The sequence below is a fragment of the Variovorax sp. W1I1 genome, from assembly GCF_030815625.1.
In the GTDB taxonomy this organism is placed as follows: domain Bacteria; phylum Pseudomonadota; class Gammaproteobacteria; order Burkholderiales; family Burkholderiaceae_C; genus Variovorax; species Variovorax paradoxus_C.
Map to the genome: position 1 here is coordinate 3929677 of NZ_JAUSWZ010000001.1, position 18704 is coordinate 3948380.

The following is an 18704-nucleotide window of genomic DNA, read 5'->3' on the forward strand; positions in this document are numbered from 1 at the left end:
GAAAACCGCGCTCAAGAACAAAGGGCCCTTTCGGGCCCTTTTTCATTCCAGGTCGAAGACCGCAATCGACTCGACGTGCGCCGTGTGCGGGAACATGTTGACCACCCCCGCGAAGGTGCATCGATAACCCGCTTGATGCACCAGCAAACCAGCGTCGCGCGCAAGCGTCGACGGGTTGCAGCTCACGTACACGATGCGCTTGGGCGGCGTCCAGCCATCGGTGCGCAGCTCGGGCTGCTGATGCAGATCGGCCATAGCCTTGGCGAGCGCGAAAGCGCCTTCGCGCGGCGGATCGACCAGCCATTTGTCAGCGCTGCCATCCGCCACCAGCATGGCCGGCGTCATCTCGAACAAGTTGCGCGCCACGAACTGCGTCGCCGAAAGCGCTCGACGCGCACTCGTTGCGGGCTGGTTCTTCTTGAAGTTGTCGGTCGCACGCGCCACCAGCGTGTCGCTGCCTTCGATGCCCAGCACCTCGCGCGCCTGGCTCGCCAGCGGCAAGGTGAAATTGCCGAGGCCGCAGAACCAGTCGATGACCCGTTCGTCGGATTGCACGTCGAGCAGGCGAAGCGCCTTGCCTACCAGCGCGCGGTTGATGTGCGGATTGACCTGCGTGAAATCGGTCGGCTTGAACGGCATCGTCACGCCGAATTCGGGCAGGCGGTACGCGAGCGGCGTGCCGCCTTCTTCCAGCAGCTTCACCGTCTCCGGCCCCTTGGCCTGCAACCACCATTGCACGCCGTCATTCTTTGCAGCGAACGCCTTCAGTCGATCGATATCCGCGCCTGACAGGGGCTGCAGATGCCGCAGCACCAAGGCGATGGTGCCGAGCGCCGTGGAACCCGGCGCATCGCCGCAGGCCAGCTCGATCTGCGGGCAGGTCTCGCGTGCGTCCATAGAGCCGATCAGCGCGCGCAGCGGCATCAGCATGTCGCTGACCTGCCTGGGCAGCACCGGGCACACCTGCATGTCGGCCAGGTACCGGCTCTTGCGCTCGTGAAAGCCGATCAGCACCGTGCCCTTTTTGACCACATGGCGCACCGACAGGCGCGCACGGTAGCGGTAATGCCATGCCGGCCCTTCGAGTGGCCGCAACACGTTGTCGGGGCGCACCTTGCCCAGGTGCCACAGGTTGTCCTCCATGGCGCGCTGCTTCACGGCTACTTGCGCGGCCGCGTCCAGGTGCTGCATCTTGCAACCGCCGCAAGCGCCGGTGTGCAGGCCGAAATGCGGGCAACCCGGGCGCACCCGCTGCGACGATTCGCGCCGGATTTGGGTGACCGTGCCCTGCTCCCAGTTGTTTTTGCGGCGATGGACGTTGAACTGCACTTCCTCGAAAGGCAATGCGCCCTCGATGAAAATGACCATGCCGTCGGCCTTGTGGGAAACGCCCTGCGCGTCGAGGTCGAGTGACTCGACTTTCAGCCATTCTTCGCCGGGATTCGTGGGGACTTTCTTTTCTTCGATGGATTCCGTCATCCCCCGATTGTCTCAGCGCGGCCGCCCCCGTTTTTTTGCCCCGTTAGAACAGCGCATCCCGTCCGATGCCCGAGCGCGCCAACTGGCGCCGCATCTTGGCCAGCGCCTCGTTCTGGATCTGCCTGACGCGCTCCCGCGTGAGGCCCAGGCGCACGCTCAGCACCTCGAGCGTTTCAGGCTCCCGGTCATGCAGGCCATAGCGGCCTTCCAGCACCTCGCGCTCGCGTGCGTCGAGCGCGTGGACCCACTGGTCGAGCAGGCGCTCCACCTCGTGCGCCTGCGTGACGCCGCTGGGATTGCCCTGCTCGTCGTCGGATGCCACGGTGTCGGCCAGAGTGAAGCCCTCGTCGCCGCGCGCATCGCCGGCATCGAGCGAGCGCGGCGCTTCCGAAAGCGCCAGCAGGTCGGCCACCGCCTGCACATCGCGGCCGAGCAGCGCTGCGACGTCTTCCACGCGCACGCCGTCAGGGCGGCGCGCGACGAACTCGGCATCGCCTTCGAGGGCACGGCGCGCGCGCAGTACCTGCTGCAGTTCGCGCACCACGTGCACCGGCAGGCGAATCGCGCGCGCCTGCGTCATGACAGCGCGTTCGACCGACTGGCGGATCCACCAGGTCGCATAGGTGGAGAAGCGAAAACCGCGCTCGGGCTCGAACTTGGTGATGGCATGCATCAGTCCGAGATTGCCCTCTTCGATGAGGTCCGAGAGCGGCACGCCGCGGCCGAGATACCCCTTGGCAATGTTGACCACGAGCCGAAGGTTGTGCTCGATCATCGATTGCCGCGCCGCGAAGTCGCCTGACCGCGCAGCGCAGGCGGTCTGGAACTCCTCGTCGGGGGTGAAGAGTTCGGTGCGCCGGACCTGGCGCAGGTAGATGGTCAGCGCGTCAGCGCCTTCGCCACCGATCAGCTCGGCCTTGGCGCCGCGTGACAGCGCTGCGTTGAGCTCTACAGGGTCGGCCGGAATATTCTCGTCGGGCGAGATTTCCTTGTCGCCGGAAGACCTGCCACCCCTGCCCGCCAGCCCGCGCACAGGCAGCGTGCGACGGGGGCGGGAGGCAGCCATGGCATCACCGGCCGGGCAGGTAGCGTGACGGGTCGACGGGCTTGCCCTGGCGGCGGATCTCGAAATGCAGCTTCACGCGATCGGCGTCGCTGTTGCCCATTTCGGCGATCTTCTGGCCCTTCTGAACCGACTGGTCTTCCTTCACGAGCAGCGCCTGGTTGTGCGCATAGGCCGTGAGGTAGGTGTTGTTGTGCTTCAGGATGATCAGGTTGCCGTAGCCACGAAGGCCCGCGCCCGCATACACCACACGACCGTCGGCCGCGGCCAGCACGGGGTCGCCCGCCTTGCCGCTGATGTCGTAGCCCTTGTTCTTGGCTTCATCGAAGCCGGCGATCAGCGAACCGCTCGCGGGCCAGATCCAGCCGAGGTCTTCGTCGCCCGAACTTCCGCTGCCAGGGCTTGCCGGAGAAGCCGTGACAGGCGCCGCCGGCTTCACCGGCGTGCTTGCGCCGCCGGCTGGAACAGGTGCAATCACCGGGGGCGGCGTCACCGGCTTGGTGACGGCGCCTTCCGAACCCGAAACTGCGGGAGCGGTTGCAACGGCCGTGCCCGAGCCCGACGGCGGAATCACGCGCAGCACCTGGCCCACTTCGATCAGGTCGGGGTTGTCCAGGTTGTTCCAGCGGGCGATGTCCTGCCAGCGTTGTCCGGTGTCGCTGCCGATGCGACGGATCGTGTCGCCGGGTCGCACGGCGTAGTAGCCAGGCTTGCCGTAGTTCTCGATGCCCTGGAGCGGCTTGCCGTTGGCATCGACGGTGATGGGAGAACCACCCGGCGTGGCACCGGGCGCTCGCGACATGGTGCCGCGATCCTCGACCGGTGCCGGCCCGCGCGGTGCGGAGCAGCCCGCGATCACGAGCACAACGGCCAACGTGATGCCCGCGAACAAACTCCGATTGCCAAAACCCTGCATTTGTTATTCCTTCAAGCGATGCCCGATTTTAGGGGGACAAAGTGAACCGCCTCAAGAATGAGACGCTCCAGTCCGCGGGCGGTTTTGTCGATGACGACGAGGGCTTGTCCGCCCTTGTCCGAATGGGTCGGCGCAACGATGCGCCCGCCGACCGCGAGTTGTGAAATCCAGGCTTCCGGAACGGCTTCGCCGCCGGCCGCCGCGATGATGCCCGCATAGGGCGCGCCCTTGGCATAGCCGATCATTCCGTCGCCCAGCATCAGGTGCACCGTGGCCAGCCGGAAGTGCCGCAGGTTCGTGCGCGCACGCTCGTGCAGGCCGCGCAGGCGCTCGATGCTGTAGACCTCGGTCGCCACGTGGTTCAGCACAGCGGCCTGGTAGCCGCAGCCGGTGCCGATCTCGAGCACGCGGCCAAGCCGGTCCTGCGGCTTGCCGGCCAACGCGGGCGCAGCGAGCAGGAGCTCGATCATTCGGGCCACCACGCTCGGCTTGGAGATCGTCTGCCCCAGGCCGATCGGCAAGCTGGTGTCTTCGTACGCCTGGTTGACCAGCGCGCTGTCGACGAAGCGATGCCGCTCGACGGCGCCCATCGCACGCAGCACGCGCGGATCGGAAATGCCCTGCGCCGCGAGCTTCTGCACCATGCGCGCGCGCACGGCGTCGGAGGCCATCGAGGGCGTGGACGGCACCATCGGCTTGGCCGGCACGGCGGGCATGCGCCCGCGCGTGGCTGCCGAAGCGGTGGGTGTCAGGCGAACCGGAAAACTCGGCCGTTGCGTGGCCATGTCAATTGCCGAGACGGGCCACCGTCTCGCGCCATTGGCCCAGGTTGGCGTGGTCGGTCAGGTCGATCTGCAGCGGCGTGAGGGCAATGTGGCCAGAGGCGGTGGCGTGGAAGTCGGTGCCTTCTCCGCTGTCCTTGGCGCTGCCCGCGCCGGCAATCCAGTACATCGTCTCGCCGCGCGGGCTGTCCTGCGTGATGACCTTCTCCGCCGCATGACGCCGACCGAGGCGACAGACCTTGACCGGCTTCAGCTCGTCGAACGGCCGGTTCGGCACGTTCACGTTGAGCAGGAAGGCCGGGCCGCCGATCATCTTTTCGCGCTCGATCTGCTGCACCAGACGACGCGCGACTTGCGCTGCCGCATCCACATGCGCCCAACCCTTTTCGATCTGCGAGAAAGCAATCGCTGGAATGCCGAAGAGATACGCCTCCATGGCCGCGCCGACGGTGCCTGAATAGATGGTGTCGTCGCCCATGTTGGCGCCGTTGTTGATGCCGGAGACCACGAGGTCCGGCCGGTAGTCGAGCAGGCCCTTGAGCGCGATGTGCACGCAATCGGCCGGTGTGCCGGTGACGTAGCGAAAACCGTTGTGCGCCTTGTGCACGTAGAGCGGTGCTGCCAGGGTCAGCGCGTTCGACTTGGCGCTGTTGTTGTGTTCGGGTGCGACCACCTCGACTTCGGCGATGTCCTTGAGCGCGTCGTGCAGTGCGACGATGCCCGGTGCCTGGAAGCCATCGTCATTGGAAATAAGTATCTTCATGGTGCTTTTCGGTGCACCGGATTGTAGGCGTCGGGTGCGTCGCAGCAGGGACAAGGACGCCCTGCCGCGGCACCTATCATGCCCGCAGTCATTGCCTCAACATTACCCATCCGAAGGAGACCCGAGCATGCACGCATGGCTTTGCGAAAACCCCGTTGGCGTCGACGCGCTCACCTGGAAAGAACTGCCGACACCCACGCCGGGCCCCGGGCAGGTGCTGATCGAGATCAAGGCCGCCAGCCTGAATTTCCCGGACCTGCTCATCGTGCAGAACAAGTACCAGATGAAGCCGCCCCTGCCCTTCGTTCCCGGCTCGGAATACGCGGGCGTCATCCAGGCGGTCGGCGAAGGCGTGACGCACCTGAAGGTGGGCCAGAACGTGGCGTGCCTCTCGGGCACCGGTGGTTTCGGCACCCACACGCTGGCCCCCGCGGCGCTGTGCATGCCGCTGCCCGAGGGCTTCGGCCATGTCGACGCGGCCGCGTTCATCATGATCTACGCCACCTCGTGGCACGCGCTCATGGATCGCGCGCAGCTCAAGGCCGGGGAAACCGTGCTGGTGCTGGGTGCAGCAGGCGGCGTGGGGACCGCAGCCATCCAGATTGCAAAAGCCGCCGGTGCAAAAGTGATTGCAGCCGCCTCGACCGATGAGAAATGTGAACTCTGCCGGTCCATTGGCGCCGATGCGACGATCAACTACACGACACACGCATTGCCCAACGGTTTTCGCGATGCCATCAAGGCCGCCACCGACGGCAAGGGCCCGGATGTCATTTACGACCCCGTGGGCGGCGATTTTGCGGAACCCGCATTTCGCTCCATTGGCTGGCGCGGCCGCTATTTGGTGGTGGGTTTTGCGTCGGGTCCCATTCCGTCGCTGCCATTGAATCTGACGCTGCTGAAAGGCGCATCGCTCGTGGGCGTGTTCTGGGGCGATTTCGCCAGGCGCGAACCCAAGGCCAATGCGCAGATGATGGCCGAATTGGCACAGTGGTATGGCCAGGGAAAGATCAAGCCGGTGATCGACAGCACGATGCCGATGGCCGAATTGAAGGCCGCATACGCGCACATGGGTTCGCGCGGCGTCAAAGGAAAACTGGTGATGGTGAACTGAGCGAACCTCGTTTCAACCGCCCAATAAAAAAGCCCGCGCATGCGGGCTTTTTTATTGATAAAAGTTCGGCGATTCGCAGCGCTTACTTGATCTCGTAATCAGAAAGCGACTTGCCGGCAGCCAATGCTTCGGTCACCCAGCGCGGCTTGCGGCCGCGGCCGCCAGACCAGGTTTCGCCGGTCGGGCCGCGGTATTTGGCGGCTGCCTTGGGTGCTGCGGCACCTGCACTGCGTTTGACGGCTGCACCGCGGCCGCCGAGTTTCAGGTCGGAAGCGGTCAAACCGAATTCCGCGATCTTCTTGCGCAACTCTTCGATCACGCCCGCGCGTTCTTGGTTACGGAGGTCTTCAGCCTGCTTCCGCAATTGAGCAATCTGCTCGTCGTGCTTCTTGATCTGGGAATTGATATCGGCGAGGGTCGAAGCCATTGTTGGACTCCTGTAAATTGAAAACGGGTGGATTTTAATTCAGTTTGCATTTGTCACAAGCCCATTGGCGCTAGAAAAAATGGCTGCCCAACAAGTTAATGCAACAGCGCGCAACGTAAAGCGGGCCGCTTTGGCTCTGTATATCGAGGAGAACAAGGGGGAGAAGTTGGCGGGCAACTGTTGCAACGAACAGAGCGCCGGAAATGACAACGCCGGGTAAACCCGGCGTTGGAATCCCTTGATTGCTATTGCGAAATAGCGACAGGGAGATATTTTTGGGGTGGCTGATGGGACTCGAACCCACGACGACCAGAATCACAATCTGGGACTCTACCAGCTGAGCTACAGCCACCGCAGAGCCCGCAATTGTAGCGTCAAAAATCGCGGTTTCGGCCTCAGTGAGTTGCAATGTGGTTGAAATTCACATTCAGCCCGCCGCCAGAGGGCTCGGGGCGCCGGCGGCCTCTTCTATCTTGATGGCGCCATCGGATCGCTCGCACGTGCCGATCAGCAGGCCGCTGGCAACCGCGTGATCGTGCAATTCGCCGAATACCTCGTCGCGCCCTGGCTCTTCTGAAAACACGGGAACGCTGTCGAGAGCGAACAGCTGGAAAGCGTAGCGATGCACACCATGGCCGGGCGGAGGGTCCGGCGGCAGCCAGGTGGCCTGCAGGCTCGAATTGCGCCCAACGTGCAAACCGGCGCCTTGCTGATCGTTGCCGGGAATGGCGGCCTCCACCAGCCTGTCGTCTTCGGGCCTCAAGCCGACCACGATGGCGTGCACCAGCGGATTCGGCGTGGGGGAATCGGCGTCCTCCACGATCAGCAACAGCGATGCGACGCCCGAAGGCAGCCCCGTCCATTGCAAAGGCGGCGAGACACCTTCTCCATCGGCCGTGTAGCGCGGCGGTATCGGCGCGTGGTCGGCAAATGCCACGCTGGTCACCGCAATCGACGCCATGCCTTCGCGCAGGCCGAGCGTGTTGAAAACGATGTTGTCCAGACCGGCGCGCACGCCGTGCAATGCGCGGCCGACGGCTTCGGGTAATTTTTCAAGCATGCACCCGGTATAGCCCGGCATGCACCCGTGCGCTGTAGGACGCCGCAGCGCACTCGCCGCCGACCTTGCGGCAGAATTCCCGTTCGCGTGCGCCGATGCACATCGCGGGTGCGACCGCTCACATGGCTCCGCTATCATCGATGCGGCCCGCGCAGACGGGCACGGCTTTTCGCCACTTCCACTTCACCGCCAAAGGAATTTCTTCATGAGCATCGTCTGGACTATTCTGATCGGGTTCGTCGTGGGTCTGGTGGCACGCGCCGTCAAGCCGGGCGACGATTCCGCGGGCTTCATCGTCACGACGCTGATCGGCATTGCGGGTTCGCTGATCGTCACCTACGTCGGCCAGGCCATGGGCTGGTACACCGCGGGCCAGGGCGCCGGCTTCATCGCCTCCGTGCTGGGCGCGATCGTGCTGCTGATCCTTTATGGCCTGATCAAGCGCAAGAGCTGATACCCCGCGCGGCCTCGCCGAAACCGCCCCGCGCGGCCAGGCTGCGAACCCCATGCCCCGCAAGCCACGCGCCAAGCACCACGTCTACGTGGTCGAGCTCGACGATCGCGTGTGGAACAGCAGCCGCTTCAGGCGCGCCAATCCCGACTACCAGCTCGGCAAGCCCTTCGTCTATGTGGGCATGACCGGGCTGGATCCCGACATCCGCTTCGACAAGCACAAGGCCGGCATCCAGGCCAACAGCTTCGTGCAGGAATTCGGCGTGCGCCTGCTGCCCGCGCTCTACGAGCGCTACAACCCGATGCCCTATGACGACGCGCGCCTGATGGAGGTCGACCTGGGCATCGCCTTGCGCAAGGCCGGCTACGGTGTCTGGCAGGCCTGACACGGCGCAGCGCGATTCAGGGGAATATCAGGAGTACGTGACCCAGTCCTCGTACGCCGGCCCGTCGAGATGCGGCAGCGTGTTGTAGGTCACCAGCATGTGGCGCTTCGGCGTGAATGCGAACTCCGTCACCGAGGTGTTGCGGATGCGCAGGTTGAGCTCGATGGTCGTCTCCGCGCTCGTGCCCAGCACGTGACCGACCGCGGTGCTGATCGGTCCCCCGCTCGACACCACCAGCACCTTCGCGCCGTGATGCCGGTCACGCACGTGGTCGAGCGCAGTCGTCACACCAGCGAGAAAGTCGACATAGCTCGGCATGCCGACTGGCGCTGTCTTGCCCTGCATCCAGGCGCCCAGGCCCTGGCGCAACAAGCGGAAGTGATGGCGGTACATCTCGGGCGAATCCGGCTTCTCGAGCTTGCCCTCGTGGATCGTGGCGATGACAGCTTCGCTGTCGTATTCGTTGAGCCCCGGCCACGGCAGCACGTCGTCTCGCTCCAGCCCGAGGCCCTTGGCAATGCCCTCCCATGTCTGCCGATGCCGCTTCAAGGTGCCGGTGATGACGGCATCGAATGCCATGCCTCGCTCGCGCCAATATTCACCCAGGCGCACGGACTGCCGGTGCCCGAGCTCGCTCAGGTTGTCATAGTCGGCAGCGCCGAAACTGGCTTGCCCATGGCGCACGAGGTAGAGGGTTCCCATGCGCCGGATTCTGGCAAGAAGCGCAGGCCGCGCTTGTCCCACGTGCGACCAAAAAAAAGCCCGGGTCATCGACCCGGGCGTTCGTTTTGCGGAGCAGCCTCGCGTCAGCGGGCGGATGCCACAGGCAGCGTGTCCGCCGGCTTCGGCACGAGGATCTCGGCCTTGAAGCGTTCCTTCAGCAGCTTGTAGTACGCATCGGCCTCTGCCGCCGTCACCGACTGGCTGACCTGCGCGCTCTCTTGCTGCGCCTGCTCGGGCGGCGGCGGCGTGCGCGGAACCACCTTGGTCACACGCACCACCGCGTAGCCTTGCGCGCCCAGGTCCACGCCCACCAGCGAAGGCAGCTTGGCTGCATTGGCACGAAGCGCAGCGTCGATCACCGGCATCGGTTGCGACTGCGCATCGATGCGCGAGACGGTGACCGGGGCAGCGAAGGTCGCACCATCCGCCTTGGCGGTCCAGGCCGCGAGCTTGGCTTCGCCTTCGGTCTTGGCCAGCACGGCTGCACGCTCGGTGACGAGCTGCGCACGAATCTTGTCCTTGACCTCGGCCAGCGGGATCGGATGCGCGGGCGTGTACTGCGTCACGCGGCCCGAGGCGAGCTGGCTGGAACCGACTTCGATCGCTTCGGTGTTCTGCTTGCGCTCGAGCGAGTCGCTGGCATACAGCGCGCTCAGGAAGTTGCGGCTGGCCAACGGGCCCTTGGCGCCCGGCGCGGGGGTGCGCGGGACATTGGTCGCGGTCTGGATCGTGAGCTTGAGCTTTTCCGCAGCGGGCTTGAGGCTGTCGGGCTGCTGGTACACCGCATCGGTGAACACCTCGGCGGCCTTCGCGAATTCCTGCGCGGCTTGCGCGGCGCGGACTTCGCTTTCGATGGTCGCGCGAACCTGCTCGAAGGGCGGCACCACGGCCGGCTTGATGTCGACGAGATGGATGATGTGATAGCCGAACTCGGTTTCGACGACGCCGCTGATCTCGCCCTTCTTCAGCGCGAACATCGCGTCTTCGAACGGCTTGACCATCGCGCCCCTGGTGACGAAATCGAGATCGCCACCCTTCTCGGCCGAACCGGGGTCCTGCGAGTTCTTGCGCGCCACGTCGGCGAAAGTGTTCGGTGCCTTCTTCACGTCGGCGAGCAGTTGCTCGGCCTTGGCCTTCGCCTTTTCGCGATCGGCGGCGGACATGCTGGCCGGCGCGGTGATCAGGATGTGGCTCGCGCGGCGCTCTTCCTTCGTGCCGAAGCGTGCGGTGTTCTGTTCGTAGTAGGTCTTGAGATCAGCTTCGCTGACGACGACGTTCTTCTTGGCCGCATCGAGGTCGAGCACGAGGTACTCGATGTTGGCCTGCTCGGGCGCCTGGAACTGCGAGGTGTGGTCCTTGTAATAGGCCTCGATGTCGGCGTCGCTCACTGTCACCTTCGAGGCGAAGCTATCGGGAGCGAAGCGGGCCACCTGGATTTCGCGGCGATCGTAGAAGGCGTTGACCGTGGCGGCCACCAGTGCCGGCGGCGTGAGCGCCGTGCCCGACACGCCGAGCAGCACCTGCTGCGTGGACATGTCAGCGCGCACCTGCGCTTCGTACTGCTCAGGCGTGCGGCCCGTCACGCGAAGGAAGGTCTCGCGGTCGAACTTGCCGTCGGGCGTGCGGAACGACGCCAGGCCCGGGTCCTGCGCGAAGATCCGCGAGAGACGATCTTCGGAGACGGTCATGTTCGCCTTGGCGGCGGCTGCGGCCAGCACGCGATCGCGCACCATGCGCTCCAGCGTGGCATAGCGCAAGGCGTCCGAATCGAGCACCGTCGGATCGACGTTGGGCGACTGCTGGCGGATGCGGTCCGTCTCGATGCGATGCTGCGCATCCCACTCGGGCTTGGTGATGTCGCCGCCTTCGATGTGGGCAACCTTCTCGTCGCGGCCGGAGCCCTGGTAACGCTCCACACCGAAGAGCACGAACGAGGGAATGATCAGCAAGAACAAGAAAATCATGACGATCTTGTTGTACTTGCGGAAGAAATCAAACATGCTTGAACACTCTTTTTCGACGGATGTCGGACGGCAATAAAAAAGGCGAACTGGTGTTCGCCTTTGCATCTGGGTGGTGGTGGGTGCTGAGGGGCTCGAACCCCCGACCTACGCCTTGTAAGGGAAAAGAATCTTCTTACAAATCAACGAGATAGCACTCTCACCAACCATTCGCTACCAACTTTGGCGCATAGCGACGGCAGATTCTACTCGTGGCGGCATTGAGAAGACCCCACGCTAGCTCTGAGATGGATCCATGCCGCCAACGCCCGTGATTGGCCGTCTCCTGATGACAATGCTTTTCTTTCCCGGTTGTTCTGTCTCAACGGGCTCCCCCCGAGGTGATACTTCAAGATCCTTCAACCATGGCGCGCGGCGATTTGGTTCCTTCGAAGCCTGAATGAACAACGAGGCGGCGTCTGAGGTTGCACTCGCTTCAATTTGAGACAACCGCGAATTCATGCTTCGGAGGTTAGAAAGAATCTCGCCAAGCATCTCGTCCGTTGCCGGCGGCGCCACAGGCGCGCCGACCTCAGGATGTTCTTCGACGGCAGCCTTAAAGTCTTCGTCGAAACTCTCCCAGTGGGCATCGAACGATTTTTTCAGTTGAGCCTCGGTGAGCCGCGTCTCGCCTAGCGCCGAATTCAGCGTGGCAGCGAGCTTGTACATCTCATCGCGCGTAGGTCTGGTGTGATTGAACTGAGCCAAAGGCCCGAGCACGTCTGCAGGCTCCAAATCAATCAGCAGCGTGCAAATCCTATTGGTCGGAACACCCTTTGCAATTGCACCTGCCTCGAACAGAATCCAAGGCGCAGTTTTGTTGCGTTGCGTCAAGCAAAAAATCCCAACCGAAGACTCGTGGAGTTGGCTCCCAATGTCGCCAAACCACTGTGCTCCCCGCTGAATATCTTCAGACGACAGCCAAGGACGCGCGGCCTGAATGACCGCCATCACCCACTCTCTGAGCACTTGCGCAACAGCATGGCTGCGCGGCCCCGACCAGCTGACAAACACCTTCATGAGAGACCTCCGTCTTCTTTCGCGGCTCACCCGGCCAAAGACGGCTGTGAACTAAGCGCCTAATGTAACGTGATGTTTTAGGCTTCGGTACTGTATTAAGCCCGGCGGATTCGGACCTATCGGGGCGTTCCAGCATCAAGCCCTCTGCCGAAGCAATCTAGTGCCATCCCGCGTTCTTGCCGGCTCACGATTAACCCCTCCGCGCTCAGGGAAATAATGGGTCTAGACCGCCTTGAACCGCCTCATGCATTTTTTCAATCGATACACGCCCTGCGATTATCACGTGGAAAGACGGCGATATTTGACCATTGCAATCAAACATTCCAGCATTCATGCGCCCTCCAGCCTGAAATCGTCTTAGAAGCCAATGTTTATGCGGCTTGCGAGATGATGACCTCGCTTCTGCGCGGGGTGTGGGCGCTCTGACTGTTGACGACGCCGTCAACAGGTGTTATCCATTTTTGAATAAGCGTACGGTTTAGCCGCCAAACGCCACATGTAGTGGGTTGTTGGTACTCGACACCCTAGATATAGTTTCCCCAAGTCACGTTTCTGGGGGTCCAGAAACGCAGAGGGGCCAGACTTGGTTGCACAAGTCTGACCCTCTGGCCCCACCTGTTTTAGCTTGGCGGGGGAAACGAACAGCGAAAAACCATTCGTGCCTAGACAGCGCAAATATTTTTGCATTTCGCGAAGACGGCGCCAAGCACTTTTTTTTGGGTATCCAAAATGAGTAGCAACTTGTGTGTCGAAGTTACGCACGTGAATCTGAACGGCTTTTCAGTCGTCGAGATCGGTGCAGTTCTTAACGGTCGCCAGATCTGGCGCCTTCCCGTGGCCGCAGTCGTCGCGATGTATCGTGCGGGGGCGCGCTTTTTCATAAAACTGAGCAACGGCAAGGCGGTGGAAATCTACCCCGACGACCGCATGCCCGGCAGTGACATTTCGCTCCGCACCTCAGCGGACAAAATCGTTGCCCCTGCGCTCCGCTCGCTGCCGCAATTTCCGAACTGAGCCCGACTTGAGCACGCGGGGGGCTTCGGCCCAAGCCGCGCAGTCGGGATCGTCCCTTTAAGCCATTGGTATTCAATGGCTTTTTTCATTTCTCGCTTACAGCAAGAACGGCCCGGTGCCATCCCCCGATGCCCGCCTACGAAACCTCGACGCTAGCCCCGAACTTCGCAGACACGATTGCTCGGGCAACAGCCATCCGAGGCGACGAGCCTTCAAGCCAGCCTCCCCGCCCCTCAGGCAACCTGCCGCCCGGACGGCCGACCACGATGGCGCACCACTGATATCTCTTGCCCGGCATCGGCGCGACGTGGATCGCATCGCGGTCGAGCACGCGGTCGAAGCCTGGCCAATCTGCCGAATAGGCAACGCCAACCGGCTCACCCAAGGCCTTCGCCACCCACGCATCGAGCGCAGATCCGCTCATCTCCGAAACCTTCATTGCTCGCCAACTTCCTGCAGCTTTTTCATGAATGTTTGCGCGTTGCGCTGCCCCTTGTCTTCGTGGCAGTTGTTGAAGATGACGTGTATGCGCTTGACCTTGAATGCCAGGCGAACTGCCTCGCCCGCCAGCTCGGCCAGCTCGGCCAGCTCGTCATCGAGATAGTCGTACTCGAAACGCTCGGCAGCCGATTGCACCTTCGCGTTGTAGGTTGTCACATTGCGCCCGTGGAGCCGCAGAAGCGCGTAGTCGGGGTGCGTGGACTCCCACAGGGCCGGCACGCTGTTGACGACCCCTTGCGGCCCGTCTACGACGGTATGCACGGCGCCAATGTCGCGCAGCCAGGCCACCGTATCGGCCGAGCGCTTCGCGTTCTGCCACCAGCTCTCATGCCGGAACTCAATGCTTAGGGTGTCCTTCGGCAAGCGCGCGATGCACTGCTCGACGTGCTGCATGGGCCGACGCGCACAGGTCACAGAGGGCGGGAACTGGAAGTGGATCAGCCCCAGTTTCCCGGCCGCCCGCAGCGGCTCCAACGAAGACTCAAACCGCTGCCACAGCTCGGTCCTCAAGTCTTCGCCCACATCCTTGTAGTAAATCCGCCGATGCGTGCCGAGTTGCAGGCACAAGTCGGCCGGCAGCACCTCTGTTTGCGTCATGTGCCCAGTAAAGAACCGGAATGCCTTCACGTTGAACGTGAAGCCCTCGGGCGTTCGCTCGGCCCAGCGGCGCGCGTTCGCTTCCGAGGGCATCGCGTAGTAGCTGCTATCGACCTCCACAAGCGGAAAAATCGACGCGTAGTGTCGAAGTCGCACCTCGGCGGTCTTCGCCTCCTTTGGGTAGAAGCGTCCGCAGTCAAGAAGGGTCTTGTCGGTCCATGAGGCCGTGCCGACGAGTGTTTCCATGGCACCTCCTAAGGAGTCAGCAAATTTTCCCGCGGTCCGCAGCACCGATCAATGGCGTGCCGCATCTTCACTCCGCGGTGCTGATCGGCTTCAACCAATCGACAGCCGCCTCATCCGGCGGCATCGCTCGCAGCCGCTCATCGCGCCAAAGGTCGCGCGCGACTTCCTCTAACTGGAGCGGATCGACGGTATGCCATTGCTGCTGCAACCGGTGTGCGCAGGCAGCAATCCAGAGGGTTGCGGGCACGTTTTCCATGAGCACATATTACTGTATATTTATACAGTGTTATGTGACGTTTACATCCTCTACCAATCCGGTGAACTGCGCCCCGAAGGCCAGGCGAAAGCGCGCCCGGTCCGCGGTTGGCTGTGCTTCGGGGATGCGGGACGAAGCTACCCGCACGAGGAAGCCCACCTGTACCGATGCCGAACAGACCCGACCGAAGTAATCACCTTCGTGGACTATGCGCGCGTGAAAAAAATCAAACGCGGCGGCCTACGAATCGAGGGACAACAGGAGCACGGGTACAGGGCGTACTGGCGGCAGGTTTGGTGGTGCGTCCCTGTCACCGCAGCCGAGCAGGCCTCCGACGCCTACGCCACGATGCGAGCGACCGTATCCCAGGTGGATGCGACCGGAGCCGCGTGCGCGCTGGGTAGGGACCGCGTCGCTCAGTCGTAGCGCTCTCATCAAAAAACCCCCGACGGCTTGAAAAAAAAACGCGTGCCGGGCCGGAAAATTTTCCCCTTTGGATACCCACGAGCATACGAGCACGTAGGAGAACGTCGAGCACATCGAGCAATCGAGCACACGATTTTTTTAAAACTCCTTTGTTTTCAAATAGTTAGAGGATCTTTCCGCGCGATATGGTGCAATTTCATATAAATGAGTTGCGTCAACGAAGGTTTACCAACTAAGCTCAATCACCTTTTTGGTGACGCGAGTGCAGCTATACAGACGGCCGAAACTACCCGTTGCCTTGGCTTCTACCCTCGAAGAAACTGCATGCATCGAAACGAATTCAGGAGCAAATAGTGGCAAACGCGAAGCAGTCGTCCGCACGGCGGTTGAAGATGTCGGAGCGCGCTCAGCAGCAGATGGACATTCATTTTCCGAACGTGCCTTCTGAGTGGATATGGCGACGGAAAACGAACGACGGCTTTACCACCCTTCCGCGAACGCTGCCCATCGTCATGCAAGCTGTCGATGCTCAATCGAAAGGGCAACCGGCTGGACACACCCTGTTTTGCTTGTGGGCACGCTCCCCCGACCACCCGCTCATCACCATTGAAAACCCGGCCACCTTCGCCAGCGAAGCGGGCTTTGCCGGCGAGCGAGCGGTTGACACGTGGCGCAAGCGGATGAAACGGCTTCACGAGCTGTGGATGATTCAAGCGAAGCCGGGACCGTCAGGGGATTTCCACTATGTGCTGCTCTACAACCCGAACGGCGCGATGGAGTGGATGTACAGGCAAGGCCTCGTTCAGACGGCACTCTACGGACGCTTCATTGACCGGCTCGTCGATGTCGGTGGGTTCGGCGAAATTGAGGCGGTGCGCGCGTCGATGATGAAGGCACAGATTGACGCTGCCGCTATTGCAGCAGCAGCTACCGCGGCTGCGCCCGCAGTCGGGCCTGTGCCAAGCCCTCCGAAACCACCCGCCGACGCCTTGTCCTTGCAGCCGGCGAAGGAGCCGGCTGAAGCTCCAGCGCCCGCGGCAACGCCTTAACTCTTCAAGAGGAGATCACATGCGCAAGACATTAGTTATCGGCATCTGGTGCTAGCTTGCCCGCCAGGTGCCGACAAAAGAAAAAGCCCATGACCGGCCTAAGTTTCTAAGGCCAATCCGGTCAGGGCTTGTGGCAAGACGTCGCTTGTCCACCGGGCAAATGCCGCAAGGCGGCCACCCGGTGGATTCAGTGTAGCAATCAGAAAGCCCGCTTTGCGGGCTTTCTTCTTTGTGTACTAGCGTCGCAGGGGATTGCTCTAAATCGACGACAAAGAAAGAATCACTTAATCCAACAAAGGAGAGAGCAATGGGCGAGTGGTCCGACTACTTCGAACAGTTTCCCGATGAAGATCCGGCGAATCAACCCGATGATCGGGCCGGCGATGCGCTTCGCGCCCGCGTTGCGCGCGAGGCGAAGTATTCGCCCGAGTTACTGGCAAAGATGGCCGAGGATCGCAAATTACGAGAAGAAGCGAAGGCAAGGGGCGCGGCATCGCGAGCTTCCGACCCTACGGCCTGAGCAGCGATCGATCATTGCTGACGATGCCGAGCAACAGCTCTACTTCGGCATCCCGCTGCTCAACGATGATTCGACCGCTTCGAAGTAACTCTGCACCTCGTGCAGCCAGGCTTCCGAGGACTGCGGCTCGATCCGCAACACGCCGACAGGCAGCGGGGTCGCTTGAGGCTTCGTCCCGATCACGGGCGGCGAAGGCGGTGAACTGATTGCGCAGCCGCTCAGCATCGCCGACAGCAGCGCGGCGACGGCCGTCGAGAACGGCCAGTTTCTTTTCGTAGGCATTTACGTTTTCCTGTTGAGCTTTGGCGTGGGCGGTCTGCATCGCGATCACACGTTGCAGATCGTCGAGGGCCGCGAGCGCGCGGCGGGTGTTCTCGGCTTGACGGTAGAGTTTTTCGTCGGAGACGGCTTGCCGCGCCATTGCGACATCGGCCTTGGCCTTGAGCACCTGCGTTCGCTCGATGCCCACCGCGGCCAAGGCCAAAACGAACAGCAACGCCCAAAGCCACGACGGTACGATGTCGAGCAACTTGTTCATGCGCCGCCCCAGTGAGGAAGATCACTGCGACGCGCGCTCATTTGCTCAGCACCTTGTAGGCGCGCGCCGTCGCCGCCTTGCGCTCGACCAACTTGAGCCGCTTCGGGCCGTTCACGCGCCCGGTGATGTCGTAGACATCACCGCGCTCGGCAGCCGGCAGACAGTCCTTGAAGTCGGCGAAGAACCAGCATGCAGACAACGCAGCATGCTGCGCCTGCAGCAGCAGCTCGGGGTTCGCGCGGTAGTTCACTCCGATGGCGCGCCCTGCAGCGATGTAGGCATCCTCCCAGGTCAATTGAATCAGGCCGCGGCCGTGGAAGCCCTTGTAGCGCAGCATGCTCAGCCCTTGCGGGTTGCGCACATAGTCCTCGGCCCGATACCCGCCCTGCACGAACAGACTCGGAAAGATTTCGCGCAAGCGCGCGGCCGTCGTGTAGTTGAGGTTTTCCTCGACCTTCTCCAGTGCGTCGGATTCGATGACAAGCTGACCGAGAAAGGCGGCCACCGCGCTGTCGGAATGGATGCGAAAGCGGTTCATGCCGTCCGCCAGGTGCAGGACGTAGCGCTCGGCGTTGGCACGCGAGGCGCCTGTGCAGTCGATGAGGGTCTGTGTGTCGATCATGGTTTCTTGAACTCCTTTGCCGCGGTCTTCGCGGCTTGGTTGGCGGTTTGTGCGGCGGTCTGCGCAGTGCTCGCGGCTTCACCCGCGGTCTGCGCAGCGCTCGCTGCGGTGCCGGCCGCTTGATTCACGCGGCCGGCAAGGGAAGTGAGCCGGTCGCCGAAGGCCTCGCGCAGTCGGTCGATTTCCGCGAGGTGGTCTTCGCGCTGGCGCGTCATCTGCACCTCGGCATTGCGCGTCGCCCAGAAATAGCCCGAGCCGAAGCCGCCGAGGAACAGGCTCCCGACGACGCCCACGGTCTCGAAGAGGCGGCGCCACTGGCGCGGCACACGCATGCGCGGCTGCTCTTCGTTCGGCGCACGGTCGGCGTCAATGTGCGATTCACTGTGCATTTCGTTGGTCCTTCAGTTGGCGAACGAGGTCGCGCAGCGAGCCCAATTCGAGGGTCTGCGCGGTGAGCGTTTCGTTCATGACCTTGAGCTGGCCCTTCATCTCCCACAGCTCTTGCATCGCCTGGTTGCGCTCAGCCGCGAACTTGTCGGCGCGCTCCTCGGCCTTCACACGCGCGGCGCGCTCGCCTTCAAGCAATGCCTGCCAGGTCGCGAGCGCGGCAATCTGCCCCTCGCTGTCGGCGCGCTCCTTTGCTTCGGTTGGCTGCTGCGCGCGCCAGACCCTGTAGCCGCCGGCAACCGAAAGAATCAGCGCCGCAAGCTGCGCGATCGGATTGCCGGCGATGTCGCCCATGTCCATGA

23 protein-coding genes and 1 tRNA gene are annotated in these 18704 nt (G+C 62.7%); 6 read left to right on the forward strand and 18 right to left on the reverse strand.

The window, feature by feature from the left end; genetic code table 11:
- Positions 1–42: 42 nt before the first annotated feature.
- Genes rlmD through surE form a run of 5 tightly spaced genes read right to left on the reverse strand, consistent with a single transcriptional unit; the run spans position 43 to position 5003 of the window.
- On the reverse strand, positions 43–1479 hold the full coding sequence (gene rlmD, locus QFZ83_RS18390; RefSeq protein ID WP_306877573.1) for a 23S rRNA (uracil(1939)-C(5))-methyltransferase RlmD: 1437 nt from the start codon (positions 1477–1479) through the stop codon (positions 43–45).
- Between the two features lie 43 nt (positions 1480–1522).
- Entirely contained in the window at positions 1523–2545 is a 1023-nt protein-coding gene (locus QFZ83_RS18395; RefSeq protein WP_306877575.1) for a sigma-70 family RNA polymerase sigma factor, read from the reverse strand.
- 4 nt (positions 2546–2549) lie between these two features.
- Entirely contained in the window at positions 2550–3458 is a 909-nt protein-coding gene (locus tag QFZ83_RS18400) for a peptidoglycan DD-metalloendopeptidase family protein (protein ID WP_307508791.1), read from the reverse strand.
- Positions 3459–3469: 11 nt separating this feature from the next.
- On the reverse strand, positions 3470–4243 hold the full coding sequence (locus QFZ83_RS18405; protein ID WP_306877577.1) for a protein-L-isoaspartate(D-aspartate) O-methyltransferase: 774 nt from the start codon (positions 4241–4243) through the stop codon (positions 3470–3472).
- A gap of 1 nt (position 4244) precedes the next feature.
- Positions 4245–5003 carry a 5'/3'-nucleotidase SurE gene (gene surE, locus QFZ83_RS18410; RefSeq protein ID WP_206178240.1) on the reverse strand — a complete coding sequence of 253 codons (759 nt, stop codon included), beginning with the start codon at positions 5001–5003 and terminating at the stop codon, positions 4245–4247.
- A gap of 127 nt (positions 5004–5130) precedes the next feature.
- Between surE and QFZ83_RS18415 the strand changes: the two genes are divergently transcribed.
- Entirely contained in the window at positions 5131–6117 is a 987-nt protein-coding gene (locus QFZ83_RS18415) for an NADPH:quinone oxidoreductase family protein (protein WP_013540492.1), read from the forward strand.
- Positions 6118–6199: 82 nt separating this feature from the next.
- Here the strand turns inward: QFZ83_RS18415 and QFZ83_RS18420 are convergent, their stop codons facing one another.
- The 3 genes from QFZ83_RS18420 to QFZ83_RS18430 all read right to left on the reverse strand — a co-directional run bounded on the left by QFZ83_RS18420 (position 6200) and on the right by QFZ83_RS18430 (position 7625).
- On the reverse strand, positions 6200–6544 hold the full coding sequence (locus tag QFZ83_RS18420; RefSeq protein ID WP_013540491.1) for an H-NS family nucleoid-associated regulatory protein: 345 nt from the start codon (positions 6542–6544) through the stop codon (positions 6200–6202).
- Positions 6545–6820: 276 nt separating this feature from the next.
- Positions 6821–6896: transfer RNA gene (locus tag QFZ83_RS18425), tRNA-His, on the reverse strand.
- A gap of 75 nt (positions 6897–6971) precedes the next feature.
- Entirely contained in the window at positions 6972–7625 is a 654-nt protein-coding gene (locus QFZ83_RS18430) for a YbhB/YbcL family Raf kinase inhibitor-like protein (protein ID WP_307508795.1), read from the reverse strand.
- A 184-nt stretch (positions 7626–7809) separates the two neighbouring features.
- Here QFZ83_RS18430 and QFZ83_RS18435 point away from each other — a divergent pair, with 184 nt between their 5' ends.
- Positions 7810–8058, forward strand: a complete 249-nt coding sequence (locus QFZ83_RS18435; protein ID WP_013540415.1) for a GlsB/YeaQ/YmgE family stress response membrane protein — start codon at positions 7810–7812, stop codon at positions 8056–8058.
- 52 nt (positions 8059–8110) lie between these two features.
- Positions 8111–8443, forward strand: coding sequence for a hypothetical protein (locus QFZ83_RS18440; RefSeq protein ID WP_307508797.1), 333 nt, complete (start codon positions 8111–8113; stop codon positions 8441–8443).
- Positions 8444–8470: 27 nt separating this feature from the next.
- Here QFZ83_RS18440 and QFZ83_RS18445 read toward each other — a convergent pair whose 3' ends face one another.
- The 3 genes from QFZ83_RS18445 to QFZ83_RS18455 form a co-directional block, all read right to left on the reverse strand.
- On the reverse strand, positions 8471–9145 hold the full coding sequence (locus tag QFZ83_RS18445) for a histidine phosphatase family protein (RefSeq protein ID WP_206178237.1): 675 nt from the start codon (positions 9143–9145) through the stop codon (positions 8471–8473).
- Between the two features lie 104 nt (positions 9146–9249).
- The gene (locus QFZ83_RS18450; RefSeq protein WP_307508799.1) at positions 9250–11166 is read right to left on the reverse strand and encodes a peptidyl-prolyl cis-trans isomerase; all 1917 of its coding nucleotides are present in this window, start codon (positions 11164–11166) and stop codon (positions 9250–9252) included.
- 237 nt (positions 11167–11403) lie between these two features.
- Positions 11404–12186: a toll/interleukin-1 receptor domain-containing protein gene (locus tag QFZ83_RS18455; RefSeq protein WP_307508802.1), complete on the reverse strand. Its 783-nt coding sequence runs from the start codon at positions 12184–12186 to the stop codon at positions 11404–11406.
- A 762-nt stretch (positions 12187–12948) separates the two neighbouring features.
- Here QFZ83_RS18455 and QFZ83_RS18460 point away from each other — a divergent pair.
- Positions 12949–13200, forward strand: coding sequence for a hypothetical protein (locus tag QFZ83_RS18460; protein WP_307508804.1), 252 nt, complete (start codon positions 12949–12951; stop codon positions 13198–13200).
- Positions 13201–13336: 136 nt separating this feature from the next.
- Here the strand turns inward: QFZ83_RS18460 and QFZ83_RS18465 are convergent, their stop codons facing one another.
- The 3 genes from QFZ83_RS18465 to QFZ83_RS18475 all read right to left on the reverse strand — a co-directional run bounded on the left by QFZ83_RS18465 (position 13337) and on the right by QFZ83_RS18475 (position 14800).
- Positions 13337–13639, reverse strand: a complete 303-nt coding sequence (locus QFZ83_RS18465) for a hypothetical protein (protein ID WP_307508805.1) — start codon at positions 13637–13639, stop codon at positions 13337–13339.
- Complete coding sequence (locus tag QFZ83_RS18470) at positions 13636–14544, reverse strand: DUF72 domain-containing protein (protein ID WP_307508808.1); 909 nt, start codon at positions 14542–14544, stop codon at positions 13636–13638. The genes QFZ83_RS18465 and QFZ83_RS18470 overlap by 4 nt, the downstream gene beginning before the upstream one ends.
- 67 nt (positions 14545–14611) lie before the next feature.
- Entirely contained in the window at positions 14612–14800 is a 189-nt protein-coding gene (locus QFZ83_RS18475) for a hypothetical protein (RefSeq protein WP_307508811.1), read from the reverse strand.
- Between the two features lie 779 nt (positions 14801–15579).
- On the opposite strand from QFZ83_RS18475, the gene QFZ83_RS18480 reads away from it, so the two are divergent.
- Both QFZ83_RS18480 and QFZ83_RS18485 read left to right on the forward strand, forming a co-directional pair.
- Positions 15580–16275 (forward strand): hypothetical protein, encoded by a 696-nt coding sequence (locus QFZ83_RS18480; protein WP_307508814.1) that lies wholly within the window; start codon positions 15580–15582, stop codon positions 16273–16275.
- A 307-nt stretch (positions 16276–16582) separates the two neighbouring features.
- Entirely contained in the window at positions 16583–16795 is a 213-nt protein-coding gene (locus tag QFZ83_RS18485; protein WP_307508817.1) for a hypothetical protein, read from the forward strand.
- Here QFZ83_RS18485 and QFZ83_RS18490 read toward each other — a convergent pair.
- From QFZ83_RS18490 to QFZ83_RS18505, 4 genes are read right to left on the reverse strand one after another with little or no spacing between them, the layout of a single operon-like run.
- On the reverse strand, positions 16785–17333 hold the full coding sequence (locus QFZ83_RS18490) for a hypothetical protein (RefSeq protein ID WP_307508820.1): 549 nt from the start codon (positions 17331–17333) through the stop codon (positions 16785–16787). The genes QFZ83_RS18485 and QFZ83_RS18490 overlap by 11 nt on opposite strands.
- A 37-nt stretch (positions 17334–17370) precedes the next feature.
- On the reverse strand, positions 17371–17955 hold the full coding sequence (locus QFZ83_RS18495; protein ID WP_307508822.1) for a glycoside hydrolase family 19 protein: 585 nt from the start codon (positions 17953–17955) through the stop codon (positions 17371–17373).
- A complete protein-coding gene (locus QFZ83_RS18500) occupies positions 17952–18344 on the reverse strand; it encodes a hypothetical protein (protein WP_307508824.1) in 393 nt (130 codons plus the stop codon). The genes QFZ83_RS18495 and QFZ83_RS18500 overlap by 4 nt, the downstream gene beginning before the upstream one ends.
- Entirely contained in the window at positions 18334–18702 is a 369-nt protein-coding gene (locus tag QFZ83_RS18505; RefSeq protein WP_307508827.1) for a hypothetical protein, read from the reverse strand. The genes QFZ83_RS18500 and QFZ83_RS18505 overlap by 11 nt, the downstream gene beginning before the upstream one ends.
- Positions 18703–18704 lie beyond the last annotated feature (2 nt).